At 68.2% G+C, this 21,880-nt stretch carries 21 protein-coding genes; 10 read left to right on the plus strand and 11 right to left on the minus strand.

Going from position 1 to position 21,880, the window contains the following annotated elements; translation table 11 throughout:
- Positions 1–3: 3 nt before the first annotated feature.
- The 4 genes from IU450_RS12445 (at position 4) to IU450_RS12460 (ending at position 1,825) form a co-directional block, all read left to right on the plus strand.
- The gene (locus IU450_RS12445; protein ID WP_195149920.1) at positions 4–150 is read left to right on the plus strand and encodes a hypothetical protein; all 147 of its coding nucleotides are present in this window, start codon (positions 4–6) and stop codon (positions 148–150) included.
- A 65-nt stretch (positions 151–215) separates the two neighbouring features.
- Positions 216–1,346: a mechanosensitive ion channel family protein gene (locus IU450_RS12450; RefSeq protein ID WP_324197645.1), complete on the plus strand. Its 1,131-nt coding sequence runs from the start codon at positions 216–218 to the stop codon at positions 1,344–1,346.
- A gap of 129 nt (positions 1,347–1,475) precedes the next feature.
- Positions 1,476–1,646: a hypothetical protein gene (locus IU450_RS12455; protein ID WP_195149921.1), complete on the plus strand. Its 171-nt coding sequence runs from the start codon at positions 1,476–1,478 to the stop codon at positions 1,644–1,646.
- Positions 1,647–1,666: 20 nt separating this feature from the next.
- Positions 1,667–1,825, plus strand: coding sequence for a hypothetical protein (locus IU450_RS12460; RefSeq protein ID WP_195149922.1), 159 nt, complete (start codon positions 1,667–1,669; stop codon positions 1,823–1,825).
- 43 nt (positions 1,826–1,868) lie between these two features.
- Here IU450_RS12460 and IU450_RS12465 read toward each other — a convergent pair whose 3' ends face one another.
- The 5 genes from IU450_RS12465 to IU450_RS12480 form a co-directional block, all read right to left on the minus strand.
- Entirely contained in the window at positions 1,869–2,369 is a 501-nt protein-coding gene (locus tag IU450_RS12465) for a metallophosphoesterase family protein (RefSeq protein WP_195149923.1), read from the minus strand.
- Positions 2,370–2,692: 323 nt separating this feature from the next.
- Positions 2,693–3,124, minus strand: a complete 432-nt coding sequence (locus tag IU450_RS12470) for a hypothetical protein (RefSeq protein WP_195149924.1) — start codon at positions 3,122–3,124, stop codon at positions 2,693–2,695.
- Positions 3,121–3,975 carry a DUF692 domain-containing protein gene (locus tag IU450_RS12475; RefSeq protein WP_228834513.1) on the minus strand — a complete coding sequence of 285 codons (855 nt, stop codon included), beginning with the start codon at positions 3,973–3,975 and terminating at the stop codon, positions 3,121–3,123. The genes IU450_RS12470 and IU450_RS12475 overlap by 4 nt, the downstream gene beginning before the upstream one ends.
- 13 nt (positions 3,976–3,988) lie before the next feature.
- On the minus strand, positions 3,989–4,900 hold the full coding sequence (locus tag IU450_RS39640; protein WP_228834446.1) for a TIGR04222 domain-containing membrane protein: 912 nt from the start codon (positions 4,898–4,900) through the stop codon (positions 3,989–3,991).
- Positions 4,901–5,009: 109 nt separating this feature from the next.
- Positions 5,010–6,233: a PucR family transcriptional regulator gene (locus IU450_RS12480; RefSeq protein WP_195149926.1), complete on the minus strand. Its 1,224-nt coding sequence runs from the start codon at positions 6,231–6,233 to the stop codon at positions 5,010–5,012.
- 169 nt (positions 6,234–6,402) lie between these two features.
- On the opposite strand from IU450_RS12480, the gene IU450_RS12485 reads away from it, so the two are divergent.
- The 4 genes from IU450_RS12485 to IU450_RS12500 all read left to right on the plus strand — a co-directional run bounded on the left by IU450_RS12485 (position 6,403) and on the right by IU450_RS12500 (position 11,862).
- Positions 6,403–7,869, plus strand: a complete 1,467-nt coding sequence (locus IU450_RS12485) for a class I adenylate-forming enzyme family protein (RefSeq protein WP_324197646.1) — start codon at positions 6,403–6,405, stop codon at positions 7,867–7,869.
- Between the two features lie 100 nt (positions 7,870–7,969).
- Complete coding sequence (locus tag IU450_RS12490; protein ID WP_195149928.1) at positions 7,970–9,790, plus strand: DUF3556 domain-containing protein; 1,821 nt, start codon at positions 7,970–7,972, stop codon at positions 9,788–9,790.
- A 26-nt stretch (positions 9,791–9,816) separates the two neighbouring features.
- Positions 9,817–11,277, plus strand: coding sequence for a phytoene desaturase family protein (locus tag IU450_RS12495; RefSeq protein ID WP_195149929.1), 1,461 nt, complete (start codon positions 9,817–9,819; stop codon positions 11,275–11,277).
- A 330-nt stretch (positions 11,278–11,607) separates the two neighbouring features.
- Positions 11,608–11,862: a hypothetical protein gene (locus tag IU450_RS12500; RefSeq protein ID WP_195149930.1), complete on the plus strand. Its 255-nt coding sequence runs from the start codon at positions 11,608–11,610 to the stop codon at positions 11,860–11,862.
- 78 nt (positions 11,863–11,940) lie between these two features.
- Here IU450_RS12500 and fadD11 read toward each other — a convergent pair whose 3' ends face one another.
- The 6 genes from fadD11 to IU450_RS12530 are packed head-to-tail and all read right to left on the minus strand — an operon-like array spanning position 11,941 to position 19,642.
- On the minus strand, positions 11,941–13,773 hold the full coding sequence (gene fadD11 / locus IU450_RS12505) for a fatty acid--CoA ligase FadD11 (RefSeq protein ID WP_195149931.1): 1,833 nt from the start codon (positions 13,771–13,773) through the stop codon (positions 11,941–11,943).
- Positions 13,770–14,678 carry a short-chain dehydrogenase/reductase gene (locus tag IU450_RS12510; RefSeq protein ID WP_195149932.1) on the minus strand — a complete coding sequence of 303 codons (909 nt, stop codon included), beginning with the start codon at positions 14,676–14,678 and terminating at the stop codon, positions 13,770–13,772. The genes fadD11 and IU450_RS12510 overlap by 4 nt, the downstream gene beginning before the upstream one ends.
- A complete protein-coding gene (locus IU450_RS12515; RefSeq protein WP_324197647.1) occupies positions 14,675–16,141 on the minus strand; it encodes an NAD(P)/FAD-dependent oxidoreductase in 1,467 nt (488 codons plus the stop codon). The genes IU450_RS12510 and IU450_RS12515 overlap by 4 nt, the downstream gene beginning before the upstream one ends.
- Positions 16,138–17,640, minus strand: coding sequence for an aldehyde dehydrogenase family protein (locus IU450_RS12520; RefSeq protein ID WP_195149933.1), 1,503 nt, complete (start codon positions 17,638–17,640; stop codon positions 16,138–16,140). Before IU450_RS12520 ends, IU450_RS12515 begins: the two co-directional genes overlap by 4 nt.
- A gap of 59 nt (positions 17,641–17,699) precedes the next feature.
- Entirely contained in the window at positions 17,700–18,752 is a 1,053-nt protein-coding gene (locus IU450_RS12525) for a PDR/VanB family oxidoreductase (protein ID WP_195149934.1), read from the minus strand.
- Complete coding sequence (locus tag IU450_RS12530; RefSeq protein ID WP_195149935.1) at positions 18,749–19,642, minus strand: metal-dependent hydrolase; 894 nt, start codon at positions 19,640–19,642, stop codon at positions 18,749–18,751. The genes IU450_RS12525 and IU450_RS12530 overlap by 4 nt, the downstream gene beginning before the upstream one ends.
- A 96-nt stretch (positions 19,643–19,738) precedes the next feature.
- On the opposite strand from IU450_RS12530, the gene IU450_RS12535 reads away from it, so the two are divergent.
- Positions 19,739–20,371 carry a TetR/AcrR family transcriptional regulator gene (locus IU450_RS12535; protein ID WP_195149936.1) on the plus strand — a complete coding sequence of 211 codons (633 nt, stop codon included), beginning with the start codon at positions 19,739–19,741 and terminating at the stop codon, positions 20,369–20,371.
- Positions 20,372–20,608: 237 nt separating this feature from the next.
- Positions 20,609–21,133: a hypothetical protein gene (locus tag IU450_RS12540; protein ID WP_195149937.1), complete on the plus strand. Its 525-nt coding sequence runs from the start codon at positions 20,609–20,611 to the stop codon at positions 21,131–21,133.
- Positions 21,134–21,880 lie beyond the last annotated feature (747 nt).

A 21,880-nucleotide genomic window follows, 5' to 3' on the forward strand; every position in this document is an offset into this window, starting at 1 on the left:
TGTATGTCCATTTCGGCCTCGCGCTCGCAGTTTCGCGCCGACCGACGCGGTGACAGTGCTGATCCCGGCACCGAGGGTCCCGTCGAAACAACCGTCGTGGCATGGATCTCGATGCTGATCGTGCTGAGCATCGCACTGGTACTGCTGTAAAACACCGCCCCGCAGCGTGTTGCGCTGCCGTAGCGGCGAAACGTGCGGCAGCGCAGCTGATCCGGGTGGACGAAGAGAAGGAGTTCGATCTCTTGGAGGAAGTACTACGGCCGCTCATCGTCGTGTTCGGTACGGTCGCGATCACCGTTCTCGCCGGTCTGCTGATCGATCGACTCTTGCGGTACAGCGCGCGCAGACGTCCTGGTACCCAACTCCCCATGCTGTTGCGCCGGGTGCAATTGCCCGTGCAGGTATTGCTCGGATCACTGGCATTGCACGCCACTTACCCACTGGCACAACTCGATCTACGCCAGGACGCGATGATCCGAACCGTCCTGGCCACCGCCGCGATCATGGCGGCGGCATGGCTCGTCATTCGCGCCGCCGACGCCTTCGCGGAGAACATGCTGCGCTCCTATGCCCGGCGCACGCAGGAGATCACGCGGGTGCGGCAGTTGCGCACCCAGCTCGGCCTGGTGCGCCGCATCGTCACATCGGTCCTGGTGGTCACGACCGCCGCCGTGGCGATCCTGCTGCTGTTCCCGAGTCTGCGAACCCTGGGCACCTCGTTGCTGGCCTCGGCGGGGGTGATCGGAATCATCGCGGGCGTCGCCGCGCAGTCGACGCTGAGCAATCTGATCGCCGGTTTGCAGATCGCCTTCGGTGACTCGGTGAAGATCGGGGACACGGTTGTCGTGGAGGGGGAGTGGGGCATCGTCGAGGAGATCACCCTCGCGTTCCTGACCGTGCGGATCTGGGATGACCGGAGGCTGACCATGCCGGTCTCCTACTTCAACAACAAGCCGTACGAGAACTGGTCACGTGGTGGCCCGGAGATCACCGGCACCGTCTTCTTGTATCTCGACCACAGCACTCCGGTGCCGTTGCTGCGGGAACACCTGGGGGAGTATCTGCGTGAGCGAGCGGACTGGGACGGCCGCGACTGGGGTCTGGTGGTCACCGACAGCACGCCCACGAACATCGTGGTGCGCGCGACGATGTCGGCGGCCAATGCCGACGACGTCTGGAACTTGCGCTGCGCGGTCCGCGAGGAACTGCTCGACTGGCTCGGCCGCAACCATCCGCACGCCCTGCCGAAGATCGCCACCGCGATCACCGAGCCCGCCACCGGCGACCGCCACTTGGCGCTGGCGGGCGGCCGTTCCGGCGACGAGGGCGACGGTTACCGCGACTGACCCGCCACCGGTCGGTACCCCGCCCCGCTCTCGGCGTGCCCGGTATCGCGCGCTCGCAGGCAGCGAGATCATGTCCCAGTGCGGCGCTGATATCGTGTGTCCCGGCTGGCAGATGCCGGGGGGCAGATCGTGGCGGATTCGTTGGGCGGCGTCGGCGCGAGCTTCTTCGCCGGAACCGCTTGGCACTACGCGCGCTATCGTCCGGGCAATCCGCAGTCGTTCTTCGACGACATAAGGCGGCGGCTCCGGCTCGACGGCTCGGTCGACTGCTCGACCTGGGATGCGGCACAGGTCAACTGACCGTTCCGCTCGCACCGCACGTGGCCGAAGCGGCCACATCGCTGCCACTGCATCGGTTGCTGGGCGACCGGCGGACCGCCTTCGAACAAGCGGTCAGCGACGCCATGCTCGCGATCGACCCCGCGGGACGCTTCGTCGAACCGGTCGCGTCGGAAGTGCTGATCGCTATCAAGAGCTAGGGCCCGAACCGGCTGAGCCGGACAGGATGCCGCGCATCGATGGTCAGGGCCTCGGGAGCGTATGCAAACTCACCCGGCTCAGCCGGCCTGCCCGTATTTGCGCGGTCAGGAATGTGTGCTCCGGTTGCCTGCGCCGATCTGTCGGCGAGCCGGGGTTGAGCAGGCGCAATCCGGTGTCGGCGACACTGTCCCAGGGGATGTGACTGTGCCCGAAGACGAGCACGTCGGTGTCCGGGAACTTCCGGGCGCAGCGTTCCTCCCGGCCCGTCGCCGGCCCGGTCTCGTGCACGACCGCCAGTCTCAGCCCATCGAGGTCGGCGTGGGCGATCTCCGGTAGCCGCGCGCGGAGTGCGGGACCGTCGTTGTTGCCGTAAACGCCGATGAGGCGTTGGCTGCGCGCTTCCAATCGGTCCAGCAGGGCGAGCTCCACCCAGTCGCCCGCGTGCACCACCACGTCGGCCGCGTCGACCTCGCGCCAGAGCGTCTCCGGCAGATCCCGCGCCCGCTTCGGCACGTGCGTATCGGCGATGATCAGCAAGCGCATAGTGACCGGTGTACCACGCCGGCGAGCGCGCCTCGGCCCACTCCGCAGCGGGGGTTCGGGCGGGCGGCATTATCCCGGCTGCCCAGCAGGCGGCGCAGCCCATTCCTGGAGTGATATCAATCACACCTGCCGTGTGGCTCGGTGGAGATTGGACGCCCGAACGTGGGTATGCCCCGGCGTAACGGTGGCGCGACGCGGCGCTCCGGTACGACAGTTTCCATCGCGTAGTCCGGGAGGGCTTGTGTCTTCGATGCTTTCGTTTCTCATGCTGATGCTCATGCTACCGGGGATGGCGACTGTCGCGGCGTACGCGACGGTGGCGGTCAGCGTGTGGCTCGAGGAGCGTCGTGAAGCCGGCGACTCCGCAGTGCGGGTCGAAGCCCGCCACTCGTAGGAAAAGCCGAGTACAACGCTGTGGCGAGGCGCCGGCGCCACCCGCCTCGGCGAGGTGCGGCGCTCCAGTCGATACCCGTGGCCGCGGCGAAGGCGGCCGCGTCGGCGGAGGTCGTCGTCTTCGGATTCTCCCGCGCCCAAGTGGTGAAGGCCGCGGTGAAGTCGCCGTCGCAGGCGTGCACCAGCAGGGGAAAGCGCCGCGCGACCTCGCCCGCCCGCTTGAACAACAGCGCGTTCGCGGCCGCGCCGACGGCATCGGCGTCGAAACCCGCGGGTACCGCGGCCCCGGCGACCAGCGCCCGCACCAGCGCCGCTTGCCGCTCGGCCAGCGGCGCCGCGCCCGGTCCCGGCACCGCACTCACGCAGGCACCGTCCTGGCGCGGGTGGTGATCGGCGGCCGCGCGGCGGCCGCGGCGATGGCGTCCAGTTCGTCGAGCAGTTCGGCGGCGGGCGGGTAGTTGCCGTCACGCTCGAGCATCAACGGCGCCGGGTGCTTCGCGGCGAATTCCGTGACCAGCGCGAGTACTTCGGCGGGGAGCGGGTCGGTGTGGGTGTCGTGGTAGCGGCCGCCGGATTCGTGACCGCCCGCGACGTGGCAGTACGCCACGTGTTCGGCGGGCAGGCGCATGAGTTCGGCGCGTGGGTCGCGCCCTCGGTTGCGAGCGTTCGCGTAGACGTTGGCGAGGTCGAGCAGGAGCAGCACACCGGTTCGTTCGACGAGTTCGGACAAGAATTCCGCTTCGGTGTACTCGTCGTCGGGCCAGTCGAACAGCGTGGCGATGTTCTCCACCGCCAGCGGAACGTCCAGAGCCGCCTGGGTCCGGGTGATATTGGCGCTGAGTACATCCAGTGCTTCCCTGGTGCGCGGTACCGGCAGCAGGTGGCCGGCTTCCAGGCCGCCCGCTCGCACGAAAGCGACATGTTCACTCACCAGTGGCGCGGCGACCGCCGAGGCGCATGCCGCCAAGTGCTCGACGCGATGATCCGCGACCGGTTCCGCGCCGCCGAGGGACAGCGATAGGCCGTGCGGCACCACGGCGACGCCCCGCGCACGCAACGCCGCCAGTTCCTCGGGGACGGTGACCCGCCCGGCGCGGCGGTTATCCCTGGGCAACGATTCGGCGATGACCTCGCAGAACCCGAGCCCGTCCAATTCCGCGATCACTCCGCAGATTTCGGGCCGCCACCCGATGCCGAGCGCATTCGGCGGCAACGGCCCGGGCCGCTCAGCCACCGCAACCGCCGCATCCACCGCCGCCCCCGCCACATCCGCCGCCGTCGCCGCCGCTGTCACCACCGCCGCCGCCCGAGGAACTCGGCGGCACGACCGCCTGGGCGAGTCCGGGATCCAGCGCGATGAGCGCGCCGATGCCGAAGACGGCCGCCGCGAGCGCCGCGCTCTCGGCGCCATAGGTCGCATAAGACGGTGAATTGCCCGGCCGCAGATGCCCGTTGCGCGCCGTCGCGGCGTCGCGGGCATGGACGCCGAGCGGGGTGAGGCGGGGCTTGCGCACCACCAGCCAGTAGCAGATCGCCTGTGCGATCACCAGCACGACCAACAGGCCCACCGGGTTGCCGTGCGAGGCGCCCGCGATGACGCGTACGACGCCGAGCGCGCCCGTGACCAGGATCGGCATTCCCGCATCGCGCAGGCCGTGGCGCACCGCGGGCCCCGGGAGGTATCCCAGGTCGACCATCCTGGTACGCAGGGCGTCGACGGCGCCGGGCGATCCGTCGACGATCGCGCGGACCGTTTTGCGCTGCCCCACCGTGAGCCGGTCGTACACCGACACGGTGAACGGGTCGAGCCGCGCCCGCTCCTGCGCGGTGAGCGCGCGAACCGGCGCGGCCGCCGAATCGATCGCCTCGATGCCGCGCAGCCGTGCCAGCGCGGCCAGCGCGGCGTTCTGGTCGCCGAACAGCATGCCCACTTCGGGCAACGTCAGCTCCGCTCCGGGTGCGGCGTCCGCGTCGGATTCCGGGTCTGCGCGCGTGACCCGCGACCGCAGCCAGAACCCGGCGACGACCGCTACCAGCACCAGCGGTAGGTAGACGGCCAGGAATTCCGTCCCGGAGATTCCCCAGGTATTGCCTGCCGCGACAAGCCCGTCCGAGCCCACCCCGTTGATCACGCTCATCTTCCACCTCGGAATCGGTCCGACCTGCCCTCAGTATCAGGCCCAATCGGTCCGCGCGCCATGACGAATCGCCGCTGCGCGGACATGTCGCCGAGAGTTGGGCCGACGCTCACTCGCGACCGAGGCCGAGTTGCGCGGAAATCATCAGGGCGACCTCTGTCTCCAGCCGGTTGACCGTCAGTGGGTGACCGAGCACTTCTTCGGCCCTGCGTATCCGGTAGTGGACGGTGTTCTTGTGGACGTGCATGCGCGCCGCGGCATCGGTGAGACTGCCGCGGGCGTCCAGATAGGTCTGGACCGTCTCGCGCAGACGCGCGGTCGTCTCGTCATCGCGCATGAGGTCGCCGAGTACCCGGTGCACCCAGGCCTTCGTATCGGGAAGATGGTCGACGAGCAAGCTAGCCAACGCGACTCGGGAGTGCAGCGTCAGCGAGCGGGTGGGATCGGCGACCAAGGCCAGGTTGCGGGCGCGCTGGGCGTCGCGAAACGTCTGCCGGAAGCCGGCCAGTCCGGTTCCGGGATCGCCGACCGCGACGCGGATTCCGGGCCTGCGCCGCATGTCCCGCTCGAGCCGGTCGGCATCGAGCGACGGTTTGCCGACCGAGGATATCCAGGCCCAGCAATTCTGTTCGTCGACCAATACCATCAGCGGGTTCTTTCCGGTCGCGGCGGAAAGCATCGCGGCGCAGGCGTGCAGCAGATCGGTCGTCGCCGATGCGGGTTTGCCCACCCAGATGATCGCGGCCATGTGCCACCCCCGCAGGGATGCGGCGAGCATCTGCTCCGCGGCGGCCAGATCGAGGTTGTCGGTGTCGAGCACCGCCCGGATCTGCGCCGCGCGGGTGTTGTCCGAGCGCGCGTCCCAGCGGCGGCGTTCGCTTTCGTAGATGTCGATCACGCCTTCGATGACCTGGTCGATGTAGCTGTTGACCAGCAGCGCGATGCGGCTGGTGGTATCCAGTGCCAGGTCGGCGGGGGTCGCGGAGTGCCGGAGCAGGGCGATGGTCTGCTGCGTGAACATGTGCTCGCCGAGGCGATACGCGCGCAGAAGGGCCTCCAGGGACATTCCGTGCTGGGCGAACCGCCGGGCGTACTCGGCGGCGGCCGGCGGCACGGTGATGTCGTCGCGGGAGATGCTCAGCGCGAGCATGTCGAGGATCGCGGTGAGGTTGGACGCGGTGCTGGCGATCATCAGGCGCCGCACCTCGTCGTCGTGGCGGAACTCCGGGATCACCTCGGTGAACATCGAAGTCATCTCCGCGGTCAGCCGGTCGAGGTCGGCTTTGACACGTGCGACGACATCGCGGATGGTCGTGTCCACGTCAGCGTCCATGCCCGGACCGTACCGGAATCGGCACGGCGGCTCGGAGGCATTCCTTTCGTTTGTGCCACCGGTACAAAGCCGGGCGGAAACTCTGGGATGCGGGCCCGTAGCCCGGGCCCCGATTTCGGACCTACCTTTGCAATGTAATTCACATCACACCGTATCGGGTGAGGCTATCGTGCAGCAGGTTGTTGATTTACCGGAGTTTCGCGCCACCTGGAATCCGTCCGGCCCATGTATTGCGGACGACCGTGCGCAGCTCGACAATGCGACTTTCGCGGAACGCGTTCGCCGGGCAGCGGCTGTTCTGTACGCGCACGGAATTCGTGAAGGTGACGTCGTCGCCCTCGTTCTTCCGAACCGCGTCGAATTCGTCGTGATCATGTTCGCGGCGTGGCGGCTGGGTGCGGCCGTGACCCCGGTGAAGCCGGACGCCACCGTCGACGAGATCCGTTACCAGGTCGCGGACTGCGCGGCGAAGGTGGTGGTGGCCGATGGCGGGCGCGGAGCGGGGACGCTCGACCTGTCCGAGGTGGCCGGGCCCGAAGGCGAGCACACCGCGCCGGAAGCGGTGGCGGTCGATCCGGCCGCACCGGCGCTGATCATCTACACCAGCGGCACCACCGGGCAGCCGAAGGGTGTTGTCCTCGACCACACCAATGTGGCCGCGATGTGCGAGATGCTCGTCGAGGTCCTGGCTTTGAACGATACCGACCACAGTCTGCTGATCCTGCCCCTGTTCCACGTCAACGGAATCGTGGTGAGCGTTCTGTCGCCGCTGCTGGCCGGTGGCCGGGCGACGATCGCGGGCCGCTTCTCGGCCTCGGCGTTCTTCGACGTCGTCGAACGGGTACGGCCGACGTACTTTTCGGCGGTCCCGGCCGTGTACGCCATGCTGGTCGCGCAGCAGGCGAGCCGGAAACCGGACACCTCGTCGCTGCGCCGTGTGATCTGCGGGGCCGCGCCCATGCCCGCGGAGTTGATCGCCCGGTTCGAGGCCCGTTTCGGCGTGCCGATCATCGAAGGCTACGGACTGTCCGAAGGCACCTGTGCCTCGACGCTGAACCCCCCGACCGGTTCGCGCAAGCCGGGGACGGTCGGACTGCCACTGCCCGGGCAGGCGGTGGCGATCATGGACGCCGACGGAGTGCTCGTGGCCGACGGCACGAGCGGGGAAGTGGTGATCCGGGGCGCCAACGTGATGCGCGGCTACCTCGGCAGGCCCGAGGCGACCGCGCGAACGGTGGTCGACGGCTGGCTGCACACCGGCGACGTCGGTTACTTCGACCCGGACGGATATCTCGTCCTGGTCGACCGGATCAAGGACATGATCATCCGGGGCGGCGAGAACATCTACCCGAAGGAGATCGAGAACGTCCTGCACACCCACCCGGCGGTACTCGAGGCCGCGGTGGTCGGGGCGCCCGACCCGGTTCTCGGCGAGGTCCCGGTCGCCCATGTGGTGACGATGCCCGACGCCCGAGTCGGCGCCGAAGAACTCGCGCAGCACTGCCGGAAGTCTTTGGCGCGTACGAAGGTGCCGGTGTCGATCGAACTCGTCGAAGCGCTACCGCGGAATCCGGTCGGGAAGATCGACAAACGAAAACTTCGCGCACTCGTGGCCGAACCGGTCACCAGCGCATGAAAAACGTCCGTTCGATCGTGAGCGAAATCCCGCGCTCCGAACTCGTCTCCGTACGGGTTGTCGCCTGCGCTCGACGCACTGGATAGGAAAGGTCCGGACAATGGGATTCAAAACGGCGGATTTCCCGCCCGTGAATGTGGAGACATTTCTCGACCAGCCGCTGCGAGAGCGGATGAGAACGCTGGCCCTGCACTGGGTGGAATACGGCTTCGGAACGCCGAAGATGATCCACACGATTTATCTGCTCAAGGTCGTGTTCGTCTCGGTGCTGGCCGGTGTCGCCCTGGCGACGTGGAGTTCGGGCGTCGGCCCGTTCTGGGACGTCGCGGCGTGGTGGAGTCAGCCGGTCGTCTATCAGAAGTTGGTGCTGTGGACCGTCCTGCTCGAAGCGCTCGGCATCGCCGGATCGTGGGGACCGCTCGCGGGCAAGTTCAAGCCGATGACCGGGGGCATTCTGTTCTACGCCCGGCGCGGCACGATCCGCCTGCGGCCCTGGCGGCGGGTACCGTTCACCGGCGGAGACGAGCGCACCGGTTTCGACGTGCTGCTGTACCTGGCGTTCCTGGCGACGCTACTGGCGGCGATCGTGCTGCCCGGCGTGCCGAGCGCCGCGCTGAGCGCGGCGCTGCCGGACAACACCTCCGGCTTGGTGAATCCAGCTCTGCTCGTCGCTCCGATCGTGCTGTACGTCCTGTGTGGCGTGCGGGACAAGACGATCTTCCTCACCGCCCGCGGCGAGCAGTACCTGCCCGCACTAGTCTTCTTCGCGGTGCTGCCGTTCGTCGACATGATCATCGCGGCCAAGCTCCTGATCTGCGCGGTGTGGATCGGCGCCGGAGCGTCGAAGTTCGGGCGGCACTTCAGCAACGTCGTCCCGCCGATGGTCTCCAACAGTCCGGGCGTGCCTGCCAAGTGGATCAAGCGCTTGCACTACCGTGACTTCCCCCGGGACATCCGCCCGTCGAAGATCGCTTCGTTCCTGGCTCATGTCGGCGGCACCACCGTCGAGATCATCACACCGCTGGTACTGCTGTTCTCCACCAACCGTTGGCTGACCTTGGCCGGTGTGGTGCTGATGGTGGTATTCCACGTGTTCATCACCTCCACCTTCCCGCTGGCGGTGCCGTTGGAGTGGAACGTCCTGTTCGGCTACCTGACCGTCTTCCTGTTCCTGGGCTACCCCAACGACGGCGGCTACGGCCTCGGTGACATCTCCTCGCCATGGCTCGCCGCGGTGATCGTCGCGGCTCTGGCGTTCTTCCCCGTACTCGGCAACCTGCGCCCGGACCTGGTGTCGTTCCTGCCGTCGATGCGGCAGTACGCGGGCAACTGGGCGTCGGCTCTGTGGGCCTTCGCGCCCGGCGCGGAGCAGAAGTTGAACACGATCCGGCACCGTCCCACCGTGAATCAAGTCGACCAGCTGAAGGCCATGGGCTATCCGCCCGCGGTCGCGGAGATCACCATGCAGCAGACGATCGCGTGGCGCTCGATGCACAGCCAAGGACGCGGCCTGTTCTCCTTGCTGTACAAGCGCGTTCCCGAGATCGACCGCTGGACGGTCCGGGAAGCGGAGTTCGGCTGCAACTCGCTGATCGGTTTCAATTTCGGCGATGGTCACCTGCACAACCTCGATCTGATCAACGCGGTGCAATCCCGAGTCGGGTTCGCGCCGGGGGAGTGGATCGTGGTGTGGGTGGAGTCGCAGCCGATCCACCAGGGCATTCAGCGGTACCAGGTCATCGACGCGGCGATCGGTGTGGTCGAACGCGGCACCTGGCGGGTGCGTGACGCGGTCGAGGCGCAGCCTTGGCTGCCCGACGGCCCGATCCCGCACGAGGTGACGTGGCGGCTGGCGGGTTACACCGTGCCGACGCCGCCCGACGAATCGCCTCGGGAACTCGCGCCGCAGACTGTCAGTTGAGACCACCGCCAGGACGGGAGAGCGATATGAGCACCGCGGTCGTGGTCGGCAGCGGCCCCAACGGTTTGGCCGCGGCCATCACCTTGGCGCACGCCGGGCTGGAGGTCACGGTGCTGGAGGGCGCCGACCGGATCGGGGGCGGCACCCGCACCAGCGAGGCGATCGTGCCGGGCCTGCTGCACGACCACTGCTCGGCCGTTCACCCGATGGCCGTGGGCTCTCCCTTCCTGCGTGGCCTCGACCTGGAGCGCTACGGATTGTCCTGGGCGTGGCCGGAGGTCGACTGCGTTCATCCGCTCGACGACGGCACCGCCGGTGTGCTGCATCGCTCGGTCGCTCGGACCGCGGCCGGTCTCGGCGGTGACGACCGTGCGTGGCGGCTGCTGTTCGAACGCACGACGGCGGGCTACGACCGGATGAGCGCCGACATCATGCGGCCGTTGCTGCGCCTGCCCCGCCATCCCTTCCGGCTGACCCGCTTCGGGATTCCCGCCCTGGCCCCGGCCACGCTGCTGGCGGGGCTGTTCCGCACCGAGCAGGCCCGAGGGCTGTTCGGCGGCGTCGCCGCCCATGCCTTCCATCCGCTGGACAGACCGCTCAGCGCGAGTATCGGACTGGGCATCATCACCGCGGGGCACACCTACGGCTGGGCGGTCGCCGCCGGAGGATCTCAGCGGATCACCGAGGCCATGGCGGCTTACCTCGGCGACCTCGGCGGAAAGATCGAAACCGGTGTCCGCGTACGGTCGGTGTCCGATCTGCCCCCGGCGGACCTGACCATGTGGGACCTGGCGCCCACCGCGGTCGCGGAGATCCTCGGCGATCGGCTGCCGCAGCGAATCGCGAAGGCGTATCGAGGTTTTCGCTATGGACCGGGCGCCTTCAAGGTCGACTTCGCGGTCCACGGCGGCGTGCCGTGGACCGCGGAGGCCGCCCGGCGAGCCGGGACGGTGCACCTCGGTGGCACGTTCGCCGAGATCGCCGCCGCCGAACGCGACATCCACCGCGGCCGGATGCCCGAACGTCCCTTCGTCCTGGTGGGGCAGCAGTATCTCGCCGATCCGCGCCGTTCGGCCGGTGACATCCATCCGATCTGGGCGTATGCGCATGTCCCGCACGGCTACCGCGGCGACGCGACGGCGGCGATCACGGCTCAGCTCGAACGCTTCGCGCCGGGGTTTCGTGACCGCGTCGTGGGGACCAGCGTGCGCAGCGCGACGGAATTCGCCGACTACAACCCCAACTATGTCGGCGGCAACATCATGACGGGCGCGAAAGACATACCGCAGCTGGTGTTCGGTCCTCGAAAAACCTTGCAGCCCTACGATGTCGGTGTTCCCGGTCACTACATATGCTCTGCCGCCACACCACCGGGTCCGGGAGCGCACGGGATGTGCGGTGCGAACGCCGCGCAGCGGGCCCTGCGCCGATCGGGTTTCCGCCAGTCATCGCCGTTCGTGCGCAGTACTCCGTCCGGGCCGCAGTAGCGTCGGCATCGACTGATCCGGGTCGTCCGTGTAATTCCGTCCTCGCCCGCGCCTGTGGCTCGACTGCGTCCTCGGGGTCCGCCCCCGCCGAACTCGGCCTCCTCGGCCGTCGGCGGGGCATCGCTGTCCGGCCGCGTCGGCGAAGCGGAGGGTGCAGGCGTCGACTGCTTGAACTGGCAACGCTTGATTCTTTATCAACGCTATTGTCCACCGCCCTGCGCGCCGCATTGCGCTCGCCTGAATGCGGTGGGCTCGTGTTCTCCACGGGAAACCGACCGATGGGTGCGACCAGTCGGTTTCCTTCGGAGCCGCGCGGGAAACCGGGACGACATGGGAGCCGATGACAAGAGCCGGGTCACCGAAGATGTCCTGCGCAGACTGCTGGAGACCACCGAACCGGACGCACGCTTGGTCCTCGAAGAGGGGCAGGTGCGCATCGAACACAGTTCCAGGCTCGAACCGCGCGGGATGCTCATCGTGTCGCGCAACGACCTGAGCGACCAGCTCGGGGCCGATCCGGACACCGCCGCGCTGGCCGAAGCCGCCGCCGAGCTGGACGTTGAAGTCCGCCTCCGGGGAGCCTGAACCGAGTCTGTGATCTCGGACGTGGTGGACGCCGCCACACCGGACCACTTCCGCGCCCTTCGACGGCGACCGGGCCGCTCAGCCGGTGGTCAACGTTGAATCGGCAGAAGCGGATCGAGGCTCGTGGACTGCGGGGCCGAGGTCGGGATCGTAGAGTTCGGCGATCTCGGTGGCGTATTTCTCGGCGATCACGCGCCGCTTGAGTTTCATGGTGAGCGTGACTTCGTCGCCGCCTGCCTCCCAGAAGACGGGCAGCACGCGGAACCGTTTGACTTGCTCGACGCGGGACAGTTTCGCGTTGCCCGCGGCGATACCCGCGGCGATCTGCTCGACGACACCGGTGTCGGCCGCCAGGGCCGGTGCCGAGGGATCGGGCAGGTCGTGCCGTGCGGCGTACGGTCCGGCGGTCTCGGCGTCGAGGACCACCAGCGCGGTGTTGTACGGGCGCCCGTCGCCGATGACGGCGATGGCGCCGACCAGCGGGGTCGCCGCCTTGATCGTGTTCTCGATGTTGGTGGGCGACATGTTCTTCCCCGCCGAGTTGATGATCAACTCCTTCTTGCGGTCCACCACAGTGAGGTATCCGTCGCTGTCGACGGTGACGACATCGCCGGTGCGCAGCCACCCTTCGGCGTCGACCGCCTCGGCGGTCTTCTCCGGCTCACCGCGATAGCCCTTCATCACCAGCGGGCCGCGGACGTGGAGTTCGCCGTCCTCGGCGAGCCTGGCCTGCATGCCCGGCAGGAGTTCGCCGACGGTGCCGAGTCTGGCGTCGCGGGGATGGCTGACGCTGCAGATGCAGGTGAGTTCGGACATGCCCCAGATCTCGGCGATCGGGATCCCGAGCCCGGCGAAGAAACCCAGTGTCTCGGCCGGGATCGGAGCCGCGCCGGACATCGCCCAGCGCACCCGGTCGAGCCCGAGTTTCACCCGCAGCCCGGACAGCACGAGCTGGTCGGCGCGCGCCCATTCGGCGGCGACCGTTTCCGGTACCGGCTCCCCGTTCAATTGATGCGCACTGCGTTGGGCAGCGACCGCCAGCGCCCACTGCAGCGCCGCACGCCGATCGGCGGCGGGCTCGTTGGCGACCGCGAATTCGACGGCGGCCTTCAGCTTTTCCCAAACGCGCGGCACGGCTCCCCATATCGTGGGGTGCAGGTCGGCCAGAGCTACGCCGATCCGGGTCGGGTCCGCGACGCAGGTGACCTGCGTGCCGAAGACCTCCTGGAAATACAGCGCGGTCAGCCGGTCGGCGATGTGCGCGGTGGGCATGTAGGAGGTGATGGTGTCCCCGAAGCGGATGCCCAGGACCTGCTCCACCGCGTAGCACTCGAACATCAGGTTCGCGTGCGTGGTCTCCACGCCCTTGGGGTTGCCCGTGGTCCCCGAGGTGTAGATGAGCGTAGCGACGTCATGGGGCTGGACCGCCTGCCAAACCGCGTCGAAGTCGAAGTTCTCGTCGCCCGCGGCGACCAGCTCGGCGACCGACAAGGTCCCCGGCGGCGCGTCGTCGACGCAGACGATGTGGTCGAGTTCGACCCCGCTTGCCCGCACCGGTTCCACATACCGTGGCTCGCACATCACCACTCGCACACCGGCATTGCCCAGCACGTGGGCGATCTGCTCGGGCGACGCGGTATTGTACACCGAGAAACTGGTGGCGCCGAGGTGCTGTGCCCCTACTTCGAGCGGATAGAACTCGATGCGGTTGGACATCATCAAGGCCACCGTGTCGCCGCGGCGCACGCCCAGCCCGGAGAGTCCGGCGGCGATCTGCCGCACCTGTGCCGCGTACTCGCGCCAACTGAGCGTGGCGGCCTGCCCTGGGGTCCGGAGTGCGACCGCGTCGGGATCGACGCTCGCGTTGTGCTGGAAGGCGGCGGGAAGCGTGCCGAAGCGTTCGGTGCTCAAGAAAGGATTCCTTCGGGTCGGTTGACGTGTGTCGCGGCCGTGCGTGCTTCGACCCTGCGCAGCAGATCGTGCACGCGGGAATCGCGTGCGAGCGCGCTGTCGAGCACCACGTTGACGGCCCCGCGCAGCAGCGCGTAGGGCTCCCAGCCCGCCGGTGCGATCGTGCGCGCCGCGCGCCGCTCGATGCCGTCGGCGATGATCCGGGCTGCTCGATCCGCCGAGATCCGGACGTTCAACGGCCACGGCAGCAGACCGTCCAGCTCGCGGCCGAGGTCGTCGTGATCGAGCGTGTCGTGCGTCATCCGGGTGTCGACGATGCCGAAATAGGCGATACCGGCTGTGGCCCCGAACGGGGCGAGTTCCACGCGCAGCGCCCGGCCGAGCTGTTCGACGGCGGCTTTACTGATCATGTACGGGGCTCCCGCCATGCCGGGCGCGAACGCCGCGCACGACGACACCACCACCACATGACCCTCGGCGGCGACTACACGGTCGAGCGCCGGGCGCACCGTGTTGAACACACCGGTGAGGTTGATGTCCATGACACGGTCGAAGTCCGACCCGTCGAGGGTGCGCACCGTGGCCGGGCGCGGCACGACGCCCGCATTGGCCACCACCACATCCAGGCGGCCGAAATGGCTTGCGGCGCGGTCTACCGCCGCCCGCATCGCCGCGCGGTCGGTGACATCGGCGGCGATGGCCAGGGACCGGTCGCCCAGCGTGGCCGCCGCGGCGGCGACAGCGTCCTCGTCGACGTCGACGAGGACGACCGAAGCCCGCCTCTCGTGCAGCACAGTCGCCAGTTCGCGACCGATGCCACGACCCGCGCCGGTGATGAGCGCGACCCGTCCCGCGACGGCGTACCCGCGGCGGCCTCGACCGATCGGGAGAACGTCGGCAATCATCTGCTCACCTCGTAGGCTCTGGTATCGAATCGGCTGGTGCGGTGGCGGTATTCGAAGCTCCAGTTGGGGTAGAGCCCGGCATTGAGCCCGTCCGGCGTCTGGTAGTAGCTCTGGCATCCGCCCGTCAGCCACACCGTCGACGAACTACGCCGAGCCATTTCCGCGACGAAAGCCGCCTGTGCCGCCGGGCGCACCTCCACGCGGCGCGCTCCGGAGGAGCGCGTACTGCGCAGGGCGTCGACGATGTAGGCGATCTGGGACTCGATCATGTAGATCGCGGACTGGTTCCCGGCCGCGCCGAACGGGCCGAGCGTGCAGAAGAAGTTGGGAAAGCCGGCCAGTGCGACACCGAGATAGCTCTGCGGGCGCTCACGGTAGACCTGTGCCAGCGTTCGCCCGTCGCGTCCGGCGTAGCGTTCGTAGGCCGTGGGGATCGAGGTGAAGCCGGTGCCGAAGATGATGGTGTCGACCGCGTGCTCGCTGCCGTCGCGCAGGAGGATGGAATGCGGCCGGATCTCGGCGATGGGCTCGGTGACGACCTCGACATTGGGCTGGTCGAGCGCCGGGAGGTAGGTGTCGGAGAAGATGGCGCGTTTGCAGCCGATCACGTAGTCGGGCGTGAGCTTCTCGCGCAGCTGCCGATCGCGCACCTGACGCCGCAACTGCCACCGGCCGAGTGCTTCGTAGGGGTGCCGGAAGCGCTGATCGACCAGGGAGATCAGCCCGAACGTCTCGATCGCCGCGTAGAACCCGCCGCGAATCGCGCGTTGCGTCAGAGGGATACGCCGCAGCAGCCGCCGTTCCAATCCGAGTGTGCGGCGATCGAGTCGCGGGACGATCCACGGAGCCGAGCGCTGGAACAGCAGCAGTTCGGCCACCTTCGGCTGGATTTCCGGCACGAACTGAACGGCGGAGGCGCCGGTGCCGATCACCGCGACCCGCTCGCCGGTGAGATCGTGGTCGTGATCCCAGTGCAAGGAATGGAAGGACGTGCCCGCGAACGAATCGATCCCGGGCAGTCGCGGATACTTGGCCTCGGCGAAAAGGCCTGTCGCCGAGAGCAGGAAATCCGCGGTGAGCGTTCCGCGCGACGTCTCGATCCGCCACAGCGAGTGCCGCTCGTCCCACCGGGCATCGAGCAGTTCGGTGCCGAACCGGATGTGCCGGACGACATCGTGTTCGGTGGCCACCGCGCGGATGTAGTCGAGGATCTCGGGCTGCCGCCCATAGGTGCGCGACCAGTCCGGGTTGGGTGCGAAGGAGTAGCTGTACAGATGTGACGGCACATCGCAGGCGCAACCGGGATAGGTGTTCGCGCGCCACGTACCACCGAGGTCGTCGGCCCGTTCGAGAATGACCAGGTCGTCGAAGCCGGCCTCGCACAGCTTGATCGCCAAGCCGATGCCGCCCAGTCCCGCGCCGACGATCGCGATGGGTGTGTGCTCGATCCGATCGGGTGTCACCGGCGCTTCCTTCCATGTAGAACCGCGACGAGCAGGTCCACGATCGTGTCCACGCGGTGGTCGCGCCGGAACGAGGTCAACGGCAGTGGAGCCGGAAAGCGCTGCCGGGTGGTCGCTTTGGCGTAAGTGAATTCCATGAGCCCGTCCGGGCCGTGGACGCGGCCGAACCCCGAGGCGCCCACGCCGCCGAGCGGCAGTTCGGGAATGGTGGCGTGCGCGACGAACGCGTTGATCGAGACGCCGCCCGCCCGGATGCGGTCGGCGATGTCGCGCCCGTGGCGGCGGGCGAAGACGGTGGCGCCCAGCCCGTACGTGCCGCGGTTGACCAGTTCGACGGCCTCGTCCATGTCCCTGACCTTCGTGACGGTCAGGGTGGGCCCGAAGGTCTCCTCTGTCACCGCGGCCGCGTCCTCGGGGACGTCGACGAGGATGGTCGGCTGGACGAACTGCCGATCGATAGCGTCGGGGCCGCCGAGCAGAGCCCGCGCACCACGTGCGAGGGCGTCCTCGATGTGGCGGCGGACGATCGCCAGCTGTTTCGGCATGGTGATGGGCCCGATCTGCGAATCGGCCGCGCCGGCGTGGATCTCGGACGCCGCCGCCACCAGCCTGGCGAGGAACTTCTCGTAGACATCGGCGTGGACGTAGACGCGCTCCACCGCGAGGCAGGTCTGTCCCGCGTTGGACAACCCGCCCCAGACCGCCGCGTCGGCAGCGGCGTCCAGGTCGGCATCGGCGTCCACGATCAGTGCGTCCTTGCCGCCGCACTCCATCAGCACCGGGGTGAGATTCTCCGCGCACGCGGCCATGACGAGCTTGCCCGTAGCGGTCGAACCGGTGAACCCGATCTTCCCGACATCACTGCGGCACAGCGCGTTTCCGGTGTCGCCGAGACCGGTGATCACCTGCAGGACCGGTTCGGCGGGCGCGGTGCGGCCGAACGCCTCCGCGAGCCACAGTCCGACGCCCGGGGTGTACTCGCTGGGTTTGAACACCACGGCGTTCCCGGCGGCCAGCGCGAACGAGATGGAGCCGAGCGGGGTGAAGACCGGGTAGTTCCACGGTCCGATGACGCCGACCACACCGAGGGGTAGGTATTCGACCGTGGCCGCGTGGTTGAACGTGAGCAGACTCGACGGCACGCTACGACGCCCGAGCACCTTCTCGGCGTTGCGGGCCGCCCACTTCAAGTGCTCGAGTGCCATGGCGATCTCCAGCTTGGCGTCGGAGATCGGTTTGCCCATCTCCCGGTGGATGAGCTGGGCCAACTGGTCTCTGCCCGACGCTATTTCCGAGCGCCAGGCGTCCAGATGACGGGCGCGTCCGGCGTAGCCGAGATCGCGCCACCATGCCGCGGCCGCGTGGGCGGTGGACACGACGGCGTCGACGTCGTGGCGGTCGTGGACCGGGTAGGTGCCGACCACCGCGCCGGTGGCCGGATCGTGTACGTCGAAAGTCTCGACCACGGATGGTGCGCAGCTGTCGGTCGAGACGCTCATCGGGTCGTCTCCCAGGATCGGCAACGGATAGACAACGCTGTCCCTTTCGTGTGGCGGTCTCAGAGGTCGACCACGAGGTGGTCGCCGGCGGCGCGCGAGACGCAGACCAGCATCTGGCTCTCGCGTTCGGCGGTGGTCAGCAAGCGGTCACGGTGGTCGACGGCGCCGGAGACGACCGCCACCTTGCACGTGCCGCAGAAGCCCTGCCTGCAGGAGTACGGGGTGTCGGGCAGTTCGCGCTGGATCGCGGTGAGTGCCGTTTCGTCGGCCGCGACCCTGATGGTCGCGCCGGTGCGGGCCAAGGTGAGGTCGAACTCGGCGCCGTCGACGACCGGTTGGGCGGAGAACCGCTCGATGTGCAGCGATCCGGTCGGGTTGAGTTCGAACACGCACCGCTGCGCCGCCTCCAGCATGGGTGGCGGTCCGCACACGTACACGGCCGCACCGGGGCGGGCGCTGGACAGTAGTGCGGCGACATTCGGTGGGCCGAATTCGTCGTCCGGTCTGATCTCGGCATCCGGTAGGTCGGCGAGAAAGGGCATGGTCTCGCGCGAGCGGCCGACGTACACCAAGCGCCCTCGCGCACCCGCCGCCTTGACCATCGGCATGATCGGGGTGATGCCGATGCCTCCGGCCAGGAACAGATACGACGGCGCGTCCACGAGGGTGAACGCATTGCGCGGCCCGCGGATCCGGAGTCCGTCACCGACACGCAGTGATCGGTGTATCTCGCGCGAGCCGCCGCCACCGGCTGGAATCAGCCGTACCGCGATGCGATACCGGAACCGGTCGCTGGGGTCGCCGCACAAGGAGTACTGGCGCCTGCGGCCCGACGGCAGGAAGACATCCACGTGCGCGCCCGGCCGCCAGGCAGGCAGTGGCCCACCACCTGCCGCGCGCAGCGTCAGGCTCACCACGTCGGCCGCTTCGCGATCGATCGCGGTGATGGTGGTGTCCACATCGAACCCGATGCGGCGCACCGGGTTCGGGCGCGACAGGAGCGCGGCGGTGCGTCCGGTGACGAACACCTTCCGATAGGTGTCCATGACATCGCCGATCAGGCGCAGTCCCTGGGGCGCAGCGCGGTGGGCCGGGGCGGGCGTTCCGCTCATCGGTGCGCCGCCCGCGCCGCAGGCGAATGCGCCAGATAGCGCAGCGCCTTGTCCATCGGACCCAGCTGTGACGGATGGAATCCCGGTCGCAGATACCGCGGCATCTCGGTGATGAACACGGTCCATTTCGGGATGACGCCGCGCCGGGTGGCGCTCCAGAATTGCAGACCCCAGAAGCGGCCCTTGTCCGGCGAAGGGTCCTTCCGATACAGATAGGCGGTCGAGACGATGAACAGCGGCAGCAACGTCGCGCTCGCCAGGATCGCCGTACGCGCTTTTCGCGCGTAACTGCCGTCGAGATGCATGAACGCGTCGTAGACGACGCTGCGGTGCTCCACCTCTTCGGCGCCGTGCCACCTGACCAGGTCCAGCATCGCCGGGTGCATCCCTTTTTCCGCGAGGATGTCGGCGTTGAGCAGCCACTCGCCGAGGACGGCCGTGTAGTGCTCCATGCCCGCGAACAACCCCAGCCGCTCCTTGAGCCACTCGTCCCGCGCGCGTCCGGTCAGGCCGTGGTCGCCGAGGATGCGGTCGACCAGCCAGCCGACTTTGGCCACGTAGGAGTCGACGTCCAAGCCGATCGACTGCAGATGCCTGCGCGCTGCTTCGTGGCTGTTGGCGTGCATGGTCTCCTGGCCGATGAACCCGGTCACCTCCTCCCGCAAGCGCTCGTCGTCGATGTGCGGGAGGGCCTCGGCCAATGCCTGCGCCATGGCTCGTTCGCCTTCGGGCAGAACCAGGTGCATGACGTTGACGATGTGGGTGGCCAAGGCCTCGCCCGGCACGTAGTGCATGGGCACGGAATCGAAGTCGAAATGGACGTCGCGCGCGTTGATCGCATGCGCTTCGTCGCGATACCGGCGCTGCGTCGCGCCCGCTTGCTCAGCCATGACCCGACCGTACATAACAACAAAACGCATTGCAATGTTGCAGCAACAAGTCGTGCGGAATGTTGCAGAAAGGGCGCGTTTTGCTAGCGTTGGCCTATGCCCACCGCGTCGAAGACCACCGCGAGCAGCGAAAACGCCGCCGGTACCCTGGTCACCCGGATCCTGGACGCGGCCTTGGTGCTGTTCGAGCAGGTCGGCGTCAAGAAGACGACGGTCGAGGAGGTGGCCCGCAAGGCGGGTGTGGACCGGGTGACCGTCTACCGCCACGTCGGAGGGCGCGACGACCTGGTGCAAGCCGTGATCAGCCGCGAAGTGGCCGCTGTGCTCGCCGAGATCGCCGAGATCCCGGACCGGCACGACGACATCGGCGACCTCGTCGCCGACATCTTCGTCACCGTCATCACCCGCTGGCGCACCAATCCGCTCGTCGAACGCATGCTGGCGCTGGAACCGGCGCGCGTGGTGCTCAAGCTCACCGTCGACGGCGCGGGTCCGTTCGCGATGTCGGTCCGCACCACCGATACCGCGCTACAGCGTGCCGTCGAGCGGGGAATCCTCGCGCCCACAGCGGATTCGGCCACCCGCGCGGAAATCGTGTGCCGGATCGTTCACTCGCTGATCCTCGCGCCGCACGGACTCACCGAATTGCAGACCGACCGGCAACTCAGCGATTTCGCCCGGACGTACCTGGTGCCGGTGGTGGCCGGGCCGAACGCTCAGCCCGGCTGACGCCGAGACGTACCGGCCATCGTCCGCGCGAACCGAACCTTCCGGTCGCCGGTCGACCGCCGCGACTTCGTACCCGCCGATGCGGGGGTCCTCGGGAGCGGAGCACTCGGCGGCGGCATCCGAAGTCTTCCGGGCCGCCCGCTCCGTTCGGGCGCGGCAACCGCATTCAGCGACTTGTAGGGTTCACGAAGAGCCGGAAGAATATCCGGCGCAGGCGCGGAGGAAGGGACAGCGGGGATGTCGGACGCTTCGGTCGAGGTGCTCCTGGACGACTTCGAGGACAAGGACAGCTGGGACCTCGCCGGCAATGGGGCGGACCGGACACATCTCACGACGTTCGCCGAGGGCGCGCCCGGCAAGCGGCCCGGCGTGTACGCCGACGGCGTCGCGGGCGCCGATCACCGGGCACTCGTGCTGCTGATCCGTTCGGCCGCCGACGATCTCGAGGTCGACCTCGTGGCGAAGTCGGGACAGTCGTTCTCGATCGCAGGACGATTGGCCGCGCTGAACCTGTGGGTGCGCTCACCGCACGCGTCCATCCAGGTGTCGGCACGGCTGCGCAGCGCCGGGCAGGGCGAGCGAGAGTTGGTGCTGGGGGACATCTCCGCGACCGGAGAATGGCAGCGGCTCGAACACGAACCGGCCGAACCCTGCGACGACAGCGACCTGGTCGCGTTGACGATCCGGCTCACCCGAGTGGTGAAGCGGGAAGGGGAAGTCATGATTCTGCTCGACGACTTGACCGTCCGCACTACGGCATAGGCTCCGAGGGGGCACTGTAGGCCCGTGACGATGGCCCCCCGACCTGTAACCCAGGGGCGAAGGCTCACCGGGCGGTCCGGTAACGCTCAGTGCTTCAGCGTGTTTCAGGATCGGCCGCCAGAGGTCGTTCTGACGGTGGCCCGAGTGCGCACTGATCGGTGCGCCGACGAACAGGTGCGCACGCGTTGTGCGCCCGAGCGAGTCATCGGCGCGCTCGGGCGCGGCGGTGGGCGATGTGGCCACGCGGTGAACCGATCGGGGTTCCCGCCGTATCGTCTCGGCCGCAACATCTTTCATCTTCAGGGCTAGCGGCGCGGCCTCGGCGGGTTCCGACTGCTCGATTCCGGGGGCGGTCCAGGGTCATATCTGTCCGACGAATCTGCCCGCTCGATCGCCGGGATCCACTCGCCTTCACGATCTTCGGGCATGTCCAGGATCGGTCCGGCCGCCCTTCCTGCTCGACCGCCACTCGTCCAGAGCCGGACCACAGGGATGCGCGACCTCAGGTATCCCGGAAGTCGGCGCCTTCCTTCGGCCATTCCGGTGAACAAGCATGGGCCGTCAGGTTGCTAAAAGTGTGCCGATCGGGTACGGAAGGTGTGGCGAGGCAGGGCGCGAGCGTGGTCGACCGCTCGGCAACCGGCTCGCCGGACTATGTGCCGTTGGCGCCTGTCATATGCATTCCTACGGTGTGGCTCCGTGCTTTTCGCTCGTCCTCGCGGTCCAGGAGAGTGCCTTCGTGATCTT

The sequence above is a fragment of the Nocardia abscessus genome (genome assembly GCF_015477775.1).
GTDB lineage: Bacteria > Actinomycetota > Actinomycetes > Mycobacteriales > Mycobacteriaceae > Nocardia > Nocardia abscessus_A.

Coding starts and splice junctions, on each gene's coding strand:
- IU450_RS12520 (WP_195149933.1), bottom strand. CDS start 17,640: ATGAGCGTCTCGACCGACAGCTGCGCACCATCCGTGGTCGAGACTTTC.
- IU450_RS12530 (WP_195149935.1), bottom strand. CDS start 19,642: ATGGCTGAGCAAGCGGGCGCGACGCAGCGCCGGTATCGCGACGAAGCG.
- IU450_RS12445 (WP_195149920.1), top strand. CDS start 4: ATGTCCATTTCGGCCTCGCGCTCGCAGTTTCGCGCCGACCGACGCGGT.
- IU450_RS39640 (WP_228834446.1), bottom strand. CDS start 4,900: ATGAGCGTGATCAACGGGGTGGGCTCGGACGGGCTTGTCGCGGCAGGC.
- IU450_RS12540 (WP_195149937.1), top strand. CDS start 20,609: ATGTCGGACGCTTCGGTCGAGGTGCTCCTGGACGACTTCGAGGACAAG.
- IU450_RS12500 (WP_195149930.1), top strand. CDS start 11,608: ATGGGAGCCGATGACAAGAGCCGGGTCACCGAAGATGTCCTGCGCAGA.
- IU450_RS12510 (WP_195149932.1), bottom strand. CDS start 14,678: ATGATTGCCGACGTTCTCCCGATCGGTCGAGGCCGCCGCGGGTACGCC.
- IU450_RS12535 (WP_195149936.1), top strand. CDS start 19,739: ATGCCCACCGCGTCGAAGACCACCGCGAGCAGCGAAAACGCCGCCGGT.
- IU450_RS12480 (WP_195149926.1), bottom strand. CDS start 6,233: ATGGACGCTGACGTGGACACGACCATCCGCGATGTCGTCGCACGTGTC.
- IU450_RS12495 (WP_195149929.1), top strand. CDS start 9,817: ATGAGCACCGCGGTCGTGGTCGGCAGCGGCCCCAACGGTTTGGCCGCG.
- IU450_RS12525 (WP_195149934.1), bottom strand. CDS start 18,752: ATGAGCGGAACGCCCGCCCCGGCCCACCGCGCTGCGCCCCAGGGACTG.
- IU450_RS12465 (WP_195149923.1), bottom strand. CDS start 2,369: ATGCGCTTGCTGATCATCGCCGATACGCACGTGCCGAAGCGGGCGCGG.
- IU450_RS12490 (WP_195149928.1), top strand. CDS start 7,970: ATGGGATTCAAAACGGCGGATTTCCCGCCCGTGAATGTGGAGACATTT.